Raw genomic sequence first — 16,751 nt, forward strand, 5'->3', positions numbered from 1 at the left:
CCGGGTATAGGTGCCTCATAGCCAGGGCATAGGTGGACCATACCTGCTTTCCTCTGCCTTTCACCTACCTTTGACCGGCTATACCCGGGTATAGGTGCCTCATAGCCAGGGCATAGGTGGACCATACCTGCTTTCCTCTGCCTTTCACCTACCTTTGACCGGCCTATACCCGGGTATAGGTGCCTCATAGCCAGGGCATAGGCGGACTGTAGCTGCTTTACTACACCTCTCACCTACCTTTCACTTACCTATGACCCACCTTTACACAGGCACAGGTCGCAGCATAGATGAATCATTCCCACGCACGGCATTGCCCTCCACAAGAGGACATCCCTTACCCATACAAAAAAACCAGTTCATCAACTGAACTGGTTTTATATTGCCTGGTGATTATACTAATTTACGGCGAGTGATTCGATCAATATTATCAAGCATCATACCTGTTCCTATTGCTACGCAATCCATTGGATTTTCTGCGATTAATACAGGTACCTTTAGTTCTTCAGCCAATAACATGTCCATGCCGTGAAGCAGAGCTCCGCCGCCTGTTAGAATTACTCCGCGATCAATAATATCAGCGGATAGTTCTGGAGGTGTTTGCTCCAACACAGATTTTGCTGCATGAACAATGACATGAATGGACTCACGTAATGCCTCTTCGATTTCTTCTGAACCAACTGTGATGGTTTTTGGTAGCCCTGTCACCATATCACGTCCGCGAATATCAATAGTTTCATTACGGGAACCTTTAAAAACGGTCGCAACTTTCACTTTTATATCTTCAGCTGTACGCTCTCCGATTAAAAGCTTGTATGTACGTTTGATGTAATTTAGAATCTCGGCATCAAATTTGTCACCAGCCATTTTTATGGATGCTGATGTAACGATATCCCCCATTGATAATACGGCAATGTCAGTTGTGCCTCCGCCGATATCGATGACCATGTTACCGCTTGGTTGGAAGATGTCCATACCTGCGCCGATTGCCGCTACCTTTGGCTCTTCCTCAAGGTAAATCTTTTTGCCGCCACTTTTCTCTGCTGCTTCACGAATCGCTTTTTGTTCAACGCTTGTAATATTAGTTGGACAGCAAATCAAGATACGTGGTTTTGATAAGAATCCTTTTACGTCCAATTTGTTAATGAAGTATTTTAACATGGATTCCGTTACATCAAAGTCAGCAATCACTCCATCTTTAAGCGGTCGAATGGCAACAATATGTCCTGGAGTACGGCCAACCATACGGCGTGCTTCTTCTCCAACAGCTAATACACGATTAGTATTCTTATCCAAGGCTACGACAGATGGCTCATTCAGCACAATTCCTTTACCCTTTACATAAATGAGTACATTTGCAGTACCTAAATCGATTCCAATATCTCTCGAAAACATAACCTAATTATCCTCCTCAAGGAACTCTACAATTCCTTCTACTGTACTAATTAAAAATTTTATCATATTTTGTAGAACAAAAGGAACTATATTACCAAAAAATCTGCCATATTCAGGAACAGTGTAGGGAATATGACTCAAATTAAAAAGGCCGTTGATTTCCTCCGGCCCCTTCCTCCTGTTATTCAATTACTGAACCGGCTCTTCCTCTGTTTTTTTATACTTCTGCTTGGTTGCTTCTCCGCCTCTTAAATGCCTGATTGATTTATGATAATCAAGTATTACCTTAACCTCATTAGCCAATTCCGGATTTATATCTGGCAGTCGTTCAGTTAGATCTTTATGGACAGTACTTTTGGATACACCAAACTCCTTCGCGATTACGCGAACTGTTTTTCTCGTTTCCACGATATACTTTCCAATCTTGATAGTTCTTTCTTTGATGTAATCGTGCAATTCCCTCGCCCTCCCTATTTTTTTGAGAAGTACGAGATGTTGATTCGCTGTATTGCAGCCTTTAGTATGTATTTTTATGAATGAGTAATTCATTGTCTTGGATTCCTGATAGATTTAACGAGTCTTCACCTCTTGCATTCTCTATGTGTCAGGTTTGTAAAAGTTTATTAGCTTGGTTCCACTTTTATGCACAAAACATGCAATAAGGACAAGACTTCTTTGGTTTTCGTGCCATTTAAGCCTATTCGACAACTTTTTTTCCTGCACTATTTCCCGAGAAATAACAGGCAATACGTCGAAAAAAATGCCTCCAGACAAAAGAGCCTGAAGGCATTTTCTTTATTCGTTACCTGGTTCTTGATTTGGATCGGACTCTTGATTCTCATTTGAGTCCTCAGATGTTTCATTACCTGCATCATCTTGATTTTCAGTTGTTTCTTCTTTTTCTTGATCAGCTGAATCTTTAGCCTTTGTATCGGCTTCCTTTTTCTCAGCTTTCAAAGAACTGATTGGTTTATCAAGATACTCTAACGGGTTGACAGCAACATTATCTTTTCTTACTTCGAAATGGACATGGGTGCCAGCTTCTTCATTAATAGCACTTGTTCCGCCTTTGGCAAAGGTTTCACCTTGTTTAAGGTTGTCTCCCTCTTTTACTTTAATATCCTTAATGGAGGAATAATGAGTTTCTATCCCTTTATCGTGCTCAACAACAACTAAGTTACCGAGTAATGCATCTTCCTGCACACTTTTCACTTTTCCGCTCATAGAAGCCGTAACATCAAAGCCTTTTCCATCCTTCATGGCATAGTCGATTCCTGTGTTAGGCTGATACGTATTATTATAGACAACAAGGGATGCTTCCTGTTGCTTTGTATCTCCATCCACATCATAAAATTCCTTTTTAATGACAGCAGACTCTGCCTCGCTCATTGGAATTGTGAAGGTTTCCAGCGAATTGTTCACTTCAATAGATGGCTCATTATTTTCAGACGTAATGTTTTGTTTGTTCTCAGATGGATCTTGCGTAAATTCATTATCGCTTGCTTGATAAACTAAAATACCTGTCAAAAGGACCGCTGCACTAAAAATATAAACTGCCGGCAAAAACCAACGCTTTTTCATTATACTTTTTACTTTTGACTGAGAAGATCGTTTATTTTCTTCCTCTCTCATTTTCATCACCTCTGTCATCATTCTGAACACTTTTCAGAAAATATATACATGGGCGGTGAAAAAATTTATATCTTTTGTAATACAAGCTGAAATTATGCATGAAATAATTTATTTATAAGAAGAAAATAAAAAAGAGCCTATACAAAGGCTCTGGTCAGTTCACTTCTTCGCTGTATACGTAGGCAGGTAGGCTGTTGCCTGTGATATTTTTACGTCTTTATAATAGTAGGAGATGATATCCTTATAGGATTTACCTGACTGTGCCATTCCGTTCGCTCCATACTGACTCATTCCTACTCCATGACCGTAGCCCTTTGTCGTGATTACAACTTGGTCGCCCTTTTTGTACCAGGAGAAATCACTTGATTTAAGGCCAAGCTGCTCTCTTACCTTTTTACCAGTGAGACGTTTACCGCCTATCTCGATTTCTCCAATTCGATTTCCTTCTGTTCGGCTAATTATCTTGCCAACATCCTCTTTGCTCGCAACCTTCACATTTAGGAGACGTTCAAACTCTGATAACGATATCGTTGTTTCGCTTAAATATTTTGGGGATTTCTCATCCCAGGGACTGGCCACACTGCGCAGGTATGGAAGTGCATTCGGCCAGTAATCTTCTGAGTTCTCGGTGTATCCATTGCTGGTTGAGAAAAAAGATGGAGTAATTAATTCTTCCTTATAGGTTAAAAGCTGCCCTTTCGTTGCGGAAACGGCCTCTTTAATCTTTTGCATATTCGTTTGATATTTATTTCCCCAGGCAGCTTTTAACTCTTTATCATTTAAATAGACCTGATCATTCACAGTATCCGTTATATCGGCACCCTTTGGAATTTCCTTCTTTGTTGTGGCTGTAAGTGCCTTTACGATAAACGTTCTGGCTGTCAGGGCTTGTGCCTTTAATGCCTCTAACTCGAAATTAGCAGGCATTTCAGCCGCAACTACACCAGCTACGTATTCCTCCAAATCTACAGCCTCCACCGTCTTTTGAGTGTTTCTGTACACTTGGATGGTTGTTTGTATCTCGGCCTTTTTCTCCGGCTGCTGTTTCGGTTCCCTTAACACGTGCTGCTCAGCCTCTGCTTCATCATCATTAAAAGGTGCGACCAGGAGTGTGGGAATCATAATAGTAACGGCTGCAACAAGACTAATAGCAAAAATAATCGGTTTCCAATGCTTCATATAGTAGTCTCCCCTCTATTCAGTTAACTGTCCAACACTTCATATGTATGAATTCTCTTATATGAATATGTCTATAAATAGTTAAGAGGGGCAAACTATTTATTAGGAATGATTCTTCTTTTTCTTTTCATAGTTTCTGTAAAGACTAAATAAAATATATAGAATGATTCCAAACAATAAAACATCAAATAAAATCTTAGCTACCTTAAAGATTAAAACCGCTAAGCAAACAATTAAAATAAGTTTTATTATGGTCGATACGCTTATGTCTTTCAAACTAAAAATCTCCTTTCCTTTATTTTATCAATTATAGTCTATTAAAATTTCAGATTATTTAGTGAGTTACCCCCAGAAGTGATGGAATTGTGTATAAAGTTGTGGATAACTAGTGAACGACCAATATTTTTAATAAAATCTTTAAAAAAACTTGAAAAATAAAGGTTTGAAATGTTGGAGAGCTATTTTCACACCCATTTATGTGGATAAGGCTGTTGATAACCCTGTTACAATTGTGAATAACTTGTTGTTAATTTGTTTATACACCTGTGGGTAACTCTATAAACGTTGATGTTTATATAAAGGAAACCACTAAATTTTCCACCGTTTTTCGTGAAAACGAAAAAGCCAGACATTTCTGTCTGGCTTTCAACGCTCTAAAATTTATGCGTTTTCCGCAATAACTGTAGATTCTTCCTGCTCAGAGGATTCATTAATACGCTCGATATCTGCACCAAGCGCAGCAAGTTTACCATGGAAATTCACATATCCACGATCCAAGTGCTTAAGCTCTGTTACTCGAGTGACACCGTCAGCAACAAGTCCGGATAAAATCAAGGCTGCTGCTGCGCGCAGATCTGTAGCTGCTACTTCAGCTCCCTGAAGATTTGCTTCTCCAGAAATTATAACAGAACGGCCATCAATTTTAATATCAGCATTCATGCGACGGAATTCTTCTACATGCATAAAGCGGTTTTCGAAGACCGTTTCAGTAATCATGCTTATTCCATTGGCACGTAACAACAATGCCATCATTTGAGATTGCATATCAGTCGGGAACCCTGGATGCGGCATTGTTTTAATATCTACTGCTTTCATGCTATCTGACCCAATTACACGCAGGCCATCTTTCTCTTCTTTGATTGTAATACCCATCTCTTCCATTTTAGCCACAAGAGAGGATAAGTGCTCCATTACTGCACCTTGCACCAATACATTTCCGCCTGTAATTGCAGCAGCAACCATGAAAGTTCCAGCTTCAATACGGTCAGGAATAATGTAATGTTCAGTACCATATAGCTTTTCTACACCCTCAATACGGATTGTAGCTGTTCCTGCACCCTTAACCTTTGCACCCATTTTATTCAAATAGTTAGCCAGGTCCACAATTTCAGGTTCTTTTGCACAGTTATCTAATACAGTGACACCATCTGCCAATGCAGCAGCCATCATGATGTTTTCAGTAGCTCCTACACTTGGGAAATCCAAATAGATTTTTGCACCTTTAAGACGACCATCAACCTCAGCTTCGATAAAACCGTTGCCGACTCTCACTTTAGCGCCCATTGCTTCAAACCCTTTTAGATGCTGATCAATTGGACGTGAACCAATTGCACAGCCGCCAGGTAAAGCGACGCGAGCTTTTCCGTTTCTAGCCAATAAAGATCCCATTACAAGGACTGAAGCACGCATTTTACGAACGTATTCGAACGGCGCTTCTTCTGCTAATGGCTTTGAGGCATCCACTGTTACAGTATTATTGCTAAAAGTGACTTCTGTATTTAAATTTCGGATTACTTCATTAATTGTATATACATCGGATAGCTCCGGAACGTCTTTAAGAACGCTTTTTCCTTCACTTGCTAATAATGTTGCAGCTAATACAGGTAAAACGGCGTTTTTTGCACCCTCTACACGAACTGTACCTTCTAACCTGTTTCCGCCGCGGACAATGATTTTTTCCAAAGTTATTCCCCTCCGCGTTCAATATCTCTATATTAGTATTCAAATGCTATTATCGGTGTGCCAATGGTAAACTGTGTCCCACTGTTCTTTTGATCCTCTCTGATATCTCGAAAGGCCAGTTGGAGGTTCATTCCATTGGTCATCATATTCTTAAATTGATTGCTTTTTGCAGCAACAGAAATAAAATTACTTTCTATTGCACTTTCCATTGACTTAGCTTCATATTCATTCATCCAGTTTTTTAGTAGAACCTTATCCATATTAGCACCGGTTATCCCTTTGATACAAGAGAAATAGTGAGGGGGGTCCTTAAACATGACCTTTGTCCCATTTTTTAGCCAGTTTTGGATAAAATCAACTTGTCCACGTGTCCACTCAGTCCCTTCTATACTCGTAATTAGGACTGTTTTTTGTGAATCACTGGACATGATTTTAATCTTCGAGGTAATATTCAACTTTTCATTCAGATATGTACCAACCAATGTTTTTCCGTTGCTGCTGGAATCTTCGCTCCAAACATAATTGGTATATTCAGTCTGTATGTCAGCCGCCACTTCAGAAAATTGATTATCAACACTTGCTCGGGCCAAAACAATCCAATCCGTTATTTCTGCTGCTGGATCGACACGCTTTATACCCTCAGCAATCATTAGCAAGTCGCTTTTAGCCAATGCTTCTGTCGTTTTATTCCCCACATATAAAATCATCAAACCAACAATTATTGAAAGAATCACTTTTTTCATGTATGCCACTCTCCCCTATTGCCTTAGTTTTACCTTAGGGAATCATATGCATACAGAAATCCGTTCGTCACTTTCTGACAGCTTCGGTTAATTAAAGAGATTCGTTAATTGCTGAGCATAACTCCAGTAATCAAGAAAAAATCCGCTGACTGCTGAACCGATGGTAATGGTCAGCAATATATACAGCACTCTTGCCTGAAATACTCTTCCTGCTCTCAGCAGCTTATCAAAGTGCAGCGCTTGTAATGCCCACCATGTAACAGCTATAAAAAACAAATGACTCACAATACTGAGCAAAGCTTGCATTCCGAATGAATTCATGGTCTTTTTTCCTTTCAAAACTAAAGATATACGAATTCAGTGTACCATATTTAAAAGGACCGTTCCTCTTTTTCTACAAATTATCGACATTTTCTAACAAAAAGAATCTAAATCGTATGAAATAAACGGATTCTATCAAATAATGTAATAAACAGACATATTTAGGCACGCATAATATTATTTTACAACATAACACCTGTTAATAGCTAGATTCACTTCTTCACAATTTAATGGTAATTATTAAGTTTTCTTTACAAAGAAAACAAATAAAAAGCCAGGAAGTATTTTCCCTCCTGGTCATGTAAATTTATTTTAACATTTGATATATATCCGTGAAGTTCTGATGGAAGAAATCGAGCAAATAATGAGGGAATAATCCGAACAGGATCAATCCCACAGCACAAATTCCGATTACATAGTGGATGACTGATATTTTCATCTTACCCTTTGTTTCTTCTTCCGTCCTCATAAAGAGATGGACGATGATGTTGAAGTAATAGATATAGGAAATTACGGTAGTCACCAGCATGATTGCTGCCAGTATATAATGGCCTTGTTCCTTCGCAAAAAGGTTCATGAAAATATTCAGCTTTGCAATGAATCCTGCCGTACCAGGAATTCCTGCCATGGAGAGAATGAAAATACACATGGAAACCGCCAAAAATGGTGATTTTTTATACAGGCCGGCCATCATATATTGATCCTCGTCCCCAATCTTCCTATCTTCTGCTATGAATTGGATGACGGCAAAGGCCCCGGTCATCATTAGGATGTATGCAGCAAAATAGTACCAAATCGATTCAATCGTATATTCTCCAAAGGCTGTAACCGCAGCAAGCAAATATCCTGCATGGGCAATGCTTGAATAAGCAAGCATTCGTTTCAGATTCTTTTGCCTTAATGCAATTAGATTTCCGGCAATCATCGTTATACTAGCCAGGACAGCCAGATAGTTTTGATTGGCCGTAAAAATCGATAGGAATCCGATATCATCCATTGTTGCTGTTAAAAACACGGTAACAACGATACGAAGTAAAAGCGCAAAGCCTGCTGCTTTTGAAACAATACTCAAGAAGGCAGTCACCGGCGTCGGCGATCCTTCATATACATCAGGTGCCCACATATGGAAAGGCACGGTTGCCAGCTTGAAGGATATCCCGATTACGAAAATAAAGAAGGATAGTCCAGCAATATATTGAAGCTGCGAGTTTTCTTGGGTGGCAAATATAGTTCCAATTTCGAATATATTCGTCGTCCCGCTCACGCCGTACATATAACTCAGTGCAAACAGGATGATGGCTGTCGAGATTCCCCCATTGACCACATATTTCATTGAAGCTTCAGCTGATTTTCGGTTATTTTTCTGCATTCCAGCCAGAATATAGGATGAAACGGACAAAAGCTCTAGCCCCACAAACAATGTAATCAAATCTCCGCTTGATGTCATGATCATGGCACCTAATAAAGCAGTTAGAAGTAAATAATAAAATTCTGCCTGATACGGCTGCATCCCAGCTCTCGGTTTATGTACCACAGCCAGCACCATGACAAAGGCTGATCCAATCAAAAGTATAAGCTTAAATGCTTTGGCAAAGGCGTCCAATCGGAATGTATCATACAAAATCGAGCCAGCCTCCAATGGGAATAAGCCAATTAAAGAAATGATGGCAAGCCCGATACTACCAAAAGCAAACCAGCCAAGTACCTTTCTTCCAAATTGTTTAGGCATGCATAAATCCAATATAGAGAGGATGATCGCTGCACCAAGGATTATAAATTCAGGTATCATTAAATTCCAGTTCATCGACAGTAATGTTTCCATATCCATATCTTAGTCACCTCCCTATCCCTGTCATCATGTCAGCAATTTCAGCCTGAAGCGGTCCTTCCAGGATGGCAGGGCAGACGCCGATCAAAATAATAAAACCAAGTAATACAAATGCCAGTACCGCTTCGTTCGGTTTTAAGTCGGCGATGGATAACTCGTTCTTGGGCGCTCCAAATGTCATATTTAGAACGGCACGCAGCACGTAAACAGCAGTCAATACAATTCCTAAAGTACCAATGGCAGCAAGGATTGGTTCAGTCTTAAACAATCCCATGAACGCCATGAATTCACTGATAAAACCGGACATCCCCGGCAAACCGAGTGAAGCCATCCCTCCTGCCAGTAAAATACCCGAGAAAACCGGAATAGATTTAGCCAATCCACCAAGTTCATTCATATTTGTAGTTCCGACTCTTTCATAAAGAAAGCCAACCAGTAAAAAAAGCAAGGCGGCGATCAAGCCATGAGATACAACCTGAAATAAAGCACCCTGAATTCCTGCTGTATTTAATGCCCCCAGTCCCATAAGGACAATTCCCATATGAGAGATTGAGGAATAGGCCAGCACGAGCTTGAAATCCGTTTGTTGCAAAGCAAGCCAAGCACCATATAGGAAATTAATGACGCCAAGCAAAGCAATCCAAAAGGCCATCTCTTTAAACTCACCTGGGAACAATCCCATTCCAAATCTGATTAACCCATAAGCACCAATCTTCAGTAATACTCCGGCATGCAGCATAACAATTGCTGGAGGCGCCTGTACATGGACTCGCAGCATCCAGGAATGGAACGGAAAAATCGGCAGCTTGATTCCAAAAGCGATGACAATCCCCGTAAAGAGGATATATTTCAATTCTGTACTGATTGGAGCTAGAAGCGTCTGCCCGCCAACTGATAAGATTTGCCCCAATATCTCAATATTGGCTGTGCCGGTTCTCGCAAAAAGTACCATGATGACAAACAAGAGGATACAAGAGCCTAAGCCGTTATAAATCAAGAAGCTAAATGCGGCTTTTTCTTTGTCGAAATAACCCCATTTCCCAATCAAGAAGAACATGGCCACCAAGGTAACCTCAAAGAAGAGGAAGAATAAAATCAGATTCTGAGATAGGAAGACACCCAGCATACCAACCTCTAATAAGAGAAGAAGAATAAAATAGCCCTTCCATTCTTTTTTTATCTGAAGAACAGAGGCAAGTGCTGCCAATGTTGATAAAATCACTGTAAGAATTACCATCACAAGGGAGATTCCGTTCAGGCTCAGTTCAAAGGGTATGGCATATAATTGACTTTGCCTAACTCCCCCGCCTCCTAATTGAAACCACTTATGAAAAACCGAAAACACCGTAAATTTCGTTCCAGATAGATATTCACTATATAGGTAGATTGTAAGAATCAATGGTGGAATGGTTCCCAATATACCTAATCGTTTCAGTGCGTTTTCATTGTTTTTCGAAACAAACATTAATCCAGCTATCCCTAGCAAAGGGGAGAAAACGAGCAAACTAAGAATATATGGGTTCATCTGACATACCCTCCTGTCCATGCAAAGATCACAAGTACGGCAGCCAGGCCAATCAGAGCAATCGTCCCATATATCTGCATTTGGCCATTATGCGCATTGGCACCTTTAGTAGCGCTAAAATTGATCAAGTAAGAAACAGATGACACAATTCCCTGCAGGATATATTTTTCAACCCAGGAGAGAATCATTCCGAAGCCCTTCACCATCCGCACAATTGTAAACTCGTAAAATTCATCGACATAAAATTTATTCGCCAGCATTTGATAAAGCGGTCCTGGAACTTCCTTCTCCACACCGACACTTTTCCTTTTACCGTAGATCAGCCAGGCGGTGCCGCTTCCAATTAAAAAGGCTAGTGTAGCCACAATAGGAATCCAAATTGGTCCCTCTATATGTACATGGCCCAGATATCGGTTGCCTTCAGCCAGCCAATCTCCAAGAAAAGTTCCAAACCACGGGGTGTTAACATAGCCTGCAAAGATAGAAAGTACAGCAAGTATCATCAGCGGAGCTGTCATGGAACCAGGTGATTCCTGCACATCCTTTGTTTCATTACGTGATGGTCCCCAAAATACGATAAAGAACAGGCGGAACATATAAAAAGCCGTCAAAATGGATGTTAGTAATGCAACTATAAATAGGACGATATGGCCGCTCTCCCAAACAGATACAAGAATCTCATCCTTACTAAAGAATCCTGATAGGAGTGGAAATCCGGTTAAGGCCAATGTCCCGATTAAAAACAATGGACCAGTTCGCCGTAATTTTTTCCACAAGCCACCCATCTCGTCGATACTTTGAGTATGAACAGCATGGATGACACTGCCGGCTGCCAGGAACAATAGTGCTTTAAAAAATGCATGAGTCGTTAAATGGAATACACCGGCCACATAGCCTGCTGTCCCAAGTGCAAGCATCATATAGCCGAGCTGGCTGACCGTCGAGTATGCCAAAATCCGTTTAATATCCTTTTGGACTGTGGCAATAGCAGCTGCAAAGATGGCTGTAAACGCACCAACAATCGCTACAGTCAGCATGGCTGTTTCACTCGCTGCAAACAGAGGAAACATCGTTGCGACTAAATAGACGCCGGCTGCCACCATGGTAGCGGCATGGATTAATGCCGATACAGGAGTCGGGCCTTCCATCGCGTCTGGAAGCCATGTATGTAATGGAAACTGGCCAGATTTCCCGATAGCGCCAATAAAAATCAACAGCGCAGTGGCTGTAATCCAGCCTGAAGTCAGGACTCCATTTTCTACAGCTGAGAAAATCGCTTCATACTCAAAGCTGCCTGTTTTCCAGAATAAGAGGATAATGCCGATTAAAAGTCCGATATCTCCAATTCTGGTCATAATAAACGCTTTTTTAGCTGCGCGCCTGGCAGCATCCTTGTAAAAATAAAACCCAATCAACAGGAATGATCCCAATCCGACCAATTCCCAAAAGATATAGAGCTGCAGGAGATTCGGCGAAACCACCAAACCCAGCATGGCAAACGTGAACAGCCCCAAATATGCAAAGAAAATGGGCACTCTTCCATCGCCTTGCATATACCCAATTGAATAAATATGTACCAGTAAGCTTACAAGTGAAACAATCACCAGCATCAACGCATTTAATTGATTTACCTCTACCCCCATTGTCACTTGGTTCTCACCAATTCTTAGCCAACCCACTACAGAGCGATAGTCAGGTGATTGAAGGCGGCCAATGAGAACCAGCAGGGAGAAAAGGAAAGTAAGTAACGTGAAGCCAATCCCTATGTATGCACTCGAAGCCTTCAGCCTCTTTCCAACCACAAGCAGAAGCACAAATGACAGGAGCGGGAAAAGAGGAATGACCCATACAAGCTTCATCATATAAACATTTCCCCTTATGATTGAAGAGAAGCAGTTCCCCTCTTCAATTCGTGTTATCCATTGACGTTAATTTTTCAATGTGTCCATTTCATCTATATTGACAGTCTTTCGATTCCGATAAAGTGAAAATAAAATTGCGAGTCCTACTGCAGCCTCAGCAGCTGCTACTGCAATCGCAAACAAAGCAAATACCTGCCCGGTTATGGCAGGGGCCGGTCCAAGCTTACTGAAAGCTACTAGATTGATATTCACGGCATTTAGCATTAATTCAATCGATACGAGGACAATAATTATATTTCGCTTTGTCAGAGCACCATAAAGCCCAATACAGAATAGTGTCAACGCTAGTGTTAAATAGGCAGGAAGCGGAACTGAAGTCATTTCTCCTCCTCCTTCTGAGAATCTTTTTTCGCCAATACGACAGCACCTACCAAGGCAACCAGCAGCAATACGGATACAAGCTCAAATGGAATCACAAATTTCGTATAAATAGCAATCCCAATTTTCTCTGTATTATTTAAATGCAGAGTACTCGATTGGCTGACCAGATCTATCTCGCCACCTGCTGTATTGACAGTCTCTGCAAAGTTTAAATTGTAGATGCCTGCATAGACTGCACCTGCAAAGCCCAAAACTCCTATTAGGACAAAGGCTTTCCTCCACATGCCTGCCTTTGTTACACTTGGATCGCGGTGATTGGTCAGCATAATTCCAAAAAGCATAATGATTGTGATTGCTCCAGAATAAATCATGATTTGGACTACCGCCACAAACTCTGCTGACAGTAACACATAGATTCCGGCAATGCTGATAAAGGTAAACACAAGTGACACCATCATATGCATGACCTTGGTTAGATGGATCATCAGCACAGCGCCGCAGATTGCTATTAATCCCAGCACAATGAATGCTGTCATTTCTCCACTCATTATTGATTCACCTTTCGAATATTTTCGTCATTTTCATCAAGCCACTCCAGATTCTTAAATAACTCATCCCGGCTATACTCCGCCAGTTCAAAATTATTCGTCATTACAATGGCTTCAGTTGGACAAACCTCTGTACATAAATCACATAGTATACAAATCTCAAAATTTATATCATAGGTATCGATAATTTTGCCTTTTTTAGTAGAGTCAGGGTGTTTTTTACCTGTCAGATGAATACAATCTGTTGGACAAATATTCATACATTGGTTACATACAATGCATTTTTCGGGATAAAATTTTTGAATGCCGCGGAAACGGTCGGGTACCATAATCGACTCATTTGGATAATCGTAGGTCACTTTTTCACGAGATAAATTCTTCAGTGTGTACTTCAGTCCCTTAGCTAAACCGAACATTTTTCTCCCTCCCTCTATTACTCTCTCTATCTTAGGCTATTATTTTTATGAGTAATGCTGTTACAAAGATATTTAGTAAGGCAACCGGTAATAACACCTTCCAGCCAAACTCCATTAAATGATCTGCTCGTAAACGTGGGAACGTCACACGAATCCAAACTAGGAAAAACGTGACCGCAAACCATTTCAAGCTGAACCAAACGGCACCTGGAATCCAATCCAGGAACGGGATAGGCTGCCACCCTCCAAAAAACAAGATTACAGTCAATGTGGCCATCGCAAACATGTACACATACTCTGAAAGCATAAAGAATGCCCATCTAAAACCCGAATATTCAACATGAAATCCTGCTACCAGCTCCGATTCAGCCTCGGATAAATCAAAAGGAACGCGATTTAATTCCGCTACTGCCGCTATCAGAAAGACAACAAACGCAATTGGCTGGCGGATAATATTCCAAACACCTGCCTGGGATTCTACAATATCATTTAAATTTAAGCTGCCTGTTAAGAGAACAATCCCAATCACAGACATGACGAGCGGAACCTCATAGGAAATCATTTGTGCACCTGCACGCATCCCGCCCATTAAGGAATATTTATTATTGGAAGCCCATCCTGCTGCCAATATCCCAACTGTACTAACCCCAGATACTGCAATATAATAGAGCAACCCTACACCCAAATCCGCAAATTGCAGAGCTTCTGTGAATGGCAATGTAGCTACAACAACCATCGCAGGTGCAAACGCAATAAAGGGAGCCAATTTAAACAATGGTTTATCAGCCTGATCCGGAATCGTATCTTCTTTAAGTAGCAATTTGAGGACATCTGCAACTGTCTGGAGTAAGCCCCATTTCCCTCCAAGCTGATTGGGTCCATGGCGCAGCTGCATATACCCCATAACCTTTCGCTCTGCTAAAATGGCAAATGTCACGAATCCCAGTATGACGAACATGAGTACAATTGCCGAACCAGCAAAGACTGCAAATGAACTCCAGCTCGGAGTTGAGGTAAGTAAATTTTGAATCATTACCCATCAACCTCCCCAAGGACAATATCAATTGCACCCAATATTGCAACCAGATTGGCGATATTTTCTCCCTTTAATAACTTCGGCAAAATTTGCAGGTTGTAAAAAGACGGGCGCCTGAATTTAAGACGGTACGGCTCTTTTTTTCCCTCGCTCGCTATGTAACAACCGATTTCTCCTCTTGGTGATTCAATTCGGACGTACCCTTCCCCTTTTGGCGGCTTTATTATTTTTGGAACCTTAGCCATAACAGGCCCATCAGAAGGAAATTGTTCAATACATTGTTCAAGAATCTTTAAGGATTCTTCGATTTCATCCAGACGAATTTCATATCTGGATAACACATCCCCTGTTTCACGTGTAACTATTTTAAAATCAAAACGGTCATAAATCGAATAAGGAGCCGTTTTTCGTAAGTCCTGTTTCACACCTGTGCATCTTAAATTTGGACCGCTTAATGAATAGGCAATCGCTTCTTCAGCGGAGTAAATTCCTATACCCTTCACCCGTGTCAAAAAGATCTCATTTCCGCTTACCAGTTGACGGTATCCCTGCAGCTGTTCACGCATATATGGAATAAATTCAGCCACCTTTTGAATCCATCCATCCGGTGCATCCCATTTCACACCACCAACACGCATATAATTAAATGTCAGTCGGGCACCAGATAGCTCATTCAGGAAATTAAGAATCATTTCCCTTTCCCTGAATGCATAGATAAATGGACTGGTCGCTCCCAAATCCAGCACGAATGTCCCCCATGCCACAAGATGGCTCGATATCCGCCCCAGTTCCATGGCCATAACCCTTAAATACTCAGCCCGGTCCGGCACTTCAATCTTCATCATTGTTTCGACCGCATGGCAGAGCACATAGTTATTGGTCATGGCAGATAAATAATCAAGCCGGTCGGTGTAGGGAATAATTTGAGTGTATTGCAGGTTCTCCGCCAGCTTTTCCGTTCCTCTATGTAAATAGCCAATAACCGGTTTTGCCTCGGTAATGATTTCTCCATCAATTTTAACGACAATCCGCAAAACCCCATGCGTACTTGGATGCTGCGGTCCTACATTCAAAAGCATTTCTTCCGTCCGAATCATGCCCTCCTACACCTCCACATCATCATACTGCTCATAATCCTTGCGCAGTGGATGACCAACCCAGTCTTCCCCGAGTAGTATTCGCTCTAAGTTCGGATGGGCTGTAAACGTTATGCCCAGCAAATCATATATTTCTGACTCTGCCCAATTTGCACCTATCCATAACGGAACGACAGATTCCAGCTCTGGCTGCTCTCGATCCACCTTGACCTTAATGACAATTTCACGCTGATATGGAAATGAATACAAATATAAATATACCTCGAAATGGGTGACAAAGTCTGTTCCGTGAATCTCAGATAAATAATTAAACTTCAGTTGCTCATTTTTTCGTAAAAATTCGAGAGTTCGATAGTATGCTTCCTTTTTTAAAACAATCGTTGGTACATCCTTAGAAAGCCTATTAATATAGGCATCTTCCAAAATTTCAGGTCCAATATTGGTTTCTAGTATCGTTCGATAGGTATCAAGCAGGGATTGATTTGGAGATGGAGCTTCTTCTGATGCAGGTGCGGATGTTTTTTCGGCAAGTTTTGATTTCGTCTTGGCTGCTGCCGCGGCTTTTGCCTTTGCTACTGCAATTGCTTTGGCTTTGGCTTTTTCTGTTTCTTCTAGTGGTTTGGTAGATTCGGTGTCTCCCTCTGTCCGTTTTTGCTTCGCTAATGCAGCTGCCTTTGCCTTGGTCGCCGCTGCCGCTTTTGCTTTCGCGATAGCGATTTCTTTTTCTTTTTTTGTTTCCTCTGGCGATGTGGTGGATTCAGAGTTTGCTTCTCCCTCTGTTCGTTTTTGCTTCGCCAATGCAGCTGCCTTTGCCTTGGCTGCGGCTGCC

18 protein-coding genes are annotated in these 16,751 nt (G+C 41.2%); all 18 read right to left on the reverse strand.

Annotated elements, in window-relative coordinates; genetic code table 11:
* On the reverse strand, positions 1–233 hold a 233-nt coding region (locus A8L44_RS19075; RefSeq protein WP_217491075.1), incomplete at its 3' end, for a hypothetical protein.
* A gap of 157 nt (positions 234–390) precedes the next feature.
* A complete protein-coding gene (locus A8L44_RS06260; protein WP_066103249.1) occupies positions 391–1,392 on the reverse strand; it encodes a rod shape-determining protein in 1,002 nt (333 codons plus the stop codon).
* A 189-nt stretch (positions 1,393–1,581) separates the two neighbouring features.
* Positions 1,582–1,848 carry a sporulation transcriptional regulator SpoIIID gene (gene spoIIID / locus A8L44_RS06270; protein ID WP_066103253.1) on the reverse strand — a complete coding sequence of 89 codons (267 nt, stop codon included), beginning with the start codon at positions 1,846–1,848 and terminating at the stop codon, positions 1,582–1,584.
* Positions 1,849–2,187: 339 nt separating this feature from the next.
* On the reverse strand, positions 2,188–3,024 hold the full coding sequence (locus A8L44_RS06275) for a M23 family metallopeptidase (protein ID WP_066103298.1): 837 nt from the start codon (positions 3,022–3,024) through the stop codon (positions 2,188–2,190).
* 159 nt (positions 3,025–3,183) lie between these two features.
* A complete protein-coding gene (spoIID, locus tag A8L44_RS06280) occupies positions 3,184–4,203 on the reverse strand; it encodes a stage II sporulation protein D (protein WP_066103256.1) in 1,020 nt (339 codons plus the stop codon).
* A 102-nt stretch (positions 4,204–4,305) separates the two neighbouring features.
* Positions 4,306–4,479, reverse strand: a complete 174-nt coding sequence (locus A8L44_RS18870; RefSeq protein WP_175354248.1) for a hypothetical protein — start codon at positions 4,477–4,479, stop codon at positions 4,306–4,308.
* Positions 4,480–4,863: 384 nt separating this feature from the next.
* Entirely contained in the window at positions 4,864–6,165 is a 1,302-nt protein-coding gene (gene murA, locus A8L44_RS06285; RefSeq protein ID WP_066103259.1) for a UDP-N-acetylglucosamine 1-carboxyvinyltransferase, read from the reverse strand.
* Positions 6,166–6,197: 32 nt separating this feature from the next.
* Positions 6,198–6,908, reverse strand: a complete 711-nt coding sequence (locus tag A8L44_RS06290; RefSeq protein WP_066103262.1) for a YwmB family TATA-box binding protein — start codon at positions 6,906–6,908, stop codon at positions 6,198–6,200.
* An 87-nt stretch (positions 6,909–6,995) separates the two neighbouring features.
* The gene (locus tag A8L44_RS06295; protein ID WP_066103265.1) at positions 6,996–7,229 is read right to left on the reverse strand and encodes a DUF1146 family protein; all 234 of its coding nucleotides are present in this window, start codon (positions 7,227–7,229) and stop codon (positions 6,996–6,998) included.
* 307 nt (positions 7,230–7,536) lie between these two features.
* Positions 7,537–9,057: an NADH-quinone oxidoreductase subunit NuoN gene (nuoN, locus tag A8L44_RS06300; RefSeq protein WP_066103268.1), complete on the reverse strand. Its 1,521-nt coding sequence runs from the start codon at positions 9,055–9,057 to the stop codon at positions 7,537–7,539.
* A gap of 7 nt (positions 9,058–9,064) precedes the next feature.
* Complete coding sequence (locus A8L44_RS06305) at positions 9,065–10,582, reverse strand: NADH-quinone oxidoreductase subunit M (protein ID WP_066103272.1); 1,518 nt, start codon at positions 10,580–10,582, stop codon at positions 9,065–9,067.
* The gene (nuoL, locus tag A8L44_RS06310; RefSeq protein ID WP_066103274.1) at positions 10,579–12,444 is read right to left on the reverse strand and encodes an NADH-quinone oxidoreductase subunit L; all 1,866 of its coding nucleotides are present in this window, start codon (positions 12,442–12,444) and stop codon (positions 10,579–10,581) included. Before nuoL ends, A8L44_RS06305 begins: the two co-directional genes overlap by 4 nt.
* A gap of 66 nt (positions 12,445–12,510) precedes the next feature.
* Positions 12,511–12,825, reverse strand: coding sequence for an NADH-quinone oxidoreductase subunit NuoK (nuoK, locus tag A8L44_RS06315; protein ID WP_066103278.1), 315 nt, complete (start codon positions 12,823–12,825; stop codon positions 12,511–12,513).
* Entirely contained in the window at positions 12,822–13,373 is a 552-nt protein-coding gene (locus A8L44_RS06320; RefSeq protein ID WP_066103282.1) for an NADH-quinone oxidoreductase subunit J, read from the reverse strand. Before A8L44_RS06320 ends, nuoK begins: the two co-directional genes overlap by 4 nt.
* Positions 13,373–13,789 (reverse strand): NADH-quinone oxidoreductase subunit NuoI, encoded by a 417-nt coding sequence (gene nuoI / locus A8L44_RS06325; RefSeq protein WP_066103287.1) that lies wholly within the window; start codon positions 13,787–13,789, stop codon positions 13,373–13,375. The genes A8L44_RS06320 and nuoI overlap by 1 nt, the downstream gene beginning before the upstream one ends.
* Positions 13,790–13,820: 31 nt before the next feature.
* A complete protein-coding gene (nuoH, locus tag A8L44_RS06330; RefSeq protein WP_066103290.1) occupies positions 13,821–14,822 on the reverse strand; it encodes an NADH-quinone oxidoreductase subunit NuoH in 1,002 nt (333 codons plus the stop codon).
* A complete protein-coding gene (locus A8L44_RS06335) occupies positions 14,822–15,922 on the reverse strand; it encodes an NADH-quinone oxidoreductase subunit D (RefSeq protein WP_066103293.1) in 1,101 nt (366 codons plus the stop codon). The genes nuoH and A8L44_RS06335 overlap by 1 nt, the downstream gene beginning before the upstream one ends.
* Positions 15,923–15,928: 6 nt before the next feature.
* The coding region (locus A8L44_RS06340; protein WP_066103296.1) for an NADH-quinone oxidoreductase subunit C at positions 15,929–16,751 on the reverse strand (823 nt) is incomplete at its 5' end.

Source organism: Bacillus sp. FJAT-27986 (genome assembly GCF_001685035.1).
Lineage (GTDB): Bacteria > Bacillota > Bacilli > Bacillales > Pradoshiaceae > Pradoshia.

What these genes read in the sequence shown, in the direction of transcription:
- A8L44_RS06260 (WP_066103249.1), bottom strand. Translation starts at nt 1,392, where the DNA reads ATGTTTTCGAGAGATATTGGAATCGATTTAGGTACTGCAAATGTACTC.
- A8L44_RS06275 (WP_066103298.1), bottom strand. Translation starts at nt 3,024, where the DNA reads ATGAGAGAGGAAGAAAATAAACGATCTTCTCAGTCAAAAGTAAAAAGT.
- spoIID (WP_066103256.1), bottom strand. Translation starts at nt 4,203, where the DNA reads ATGAAGCATTGGAAACCGATTATTTTTGCTATTAGTCTTGTTGCAGCC.
- A8L44_RS06290 (WP_066103262.1), bottom strand. Translation starts at nt 6,908, where the DNA reads ATGAAAAAAGTGATTCTTTCAATAATTGTTGGTTTGATGATTTTATAT.
- A8L44_RS06295 (WP_066103265.1), bottom strand. Translation starts at nt 7,229, where the DNA reads ATGAATTCATTCGGAATGCAAGCTTTGCTCAGTATTGTGAGTCATTTG.
- nuoN (WP_066103268.1), bottom strand. Translation starts at nt 9,057, where the DNA reads ATGGATATGGAAACATTACTGTCGATGAACTGGAATTTAATGATACCT.
- A8L44_RS06305 (WP_066103272.1), bottom strand. Translation starts at nt 10,582, where the DNA reads ATGAACCCATATATTCTTAGTTTGCTCGTTTTCTCCCCTTTGCTAGGG.
- nuoL (WP_066103274.1), bottom strand. Translation starts at nt 12,444, where the DNA reads ATGATGAAGCTTGTATGGGTCATTCCTCTTTTCCCGCTCCTGTCATTT.
- nuoK (WP_066103278.1), bottom strand. Translation starts at nt 12,825, where the DNA reads ATGACTTCAGTTCCGCTTCCTGCCTATTTAACACTAGCGTTGACACTA.
- A8L44_RS06320 (WP_066103282.1), bottom strand. Translation starts at nt 13,373, where the DNA reads ATGAGTGGAGAAATGACAGCATTCATTGTGCTGGGATTAATAGCAATC.
- nuoI (WP_066103287.1), bottom strand. Translation starts at nt 13,789, where the DNA reads ATGTTCGGTTTAGCTAAGGGACTGAAGTACACACTGAAGAATTTATCT.
- nuoH (WP_066103290.1), bottom strand. Translation starts at nt 14,822, where the DNA reads ATGATTCAAAATTTACTTACCTCAACTCCGAGCTGGAGTTCATTTGCA.
- A8L44_RS06335 (WP_066103293.1), bottom strand. Translation starts at nt 15,922, where the DNA reads ATGATTCGGACGGAAGAAATGCTTTTGAATGTAGGACCGCAGCATCCA.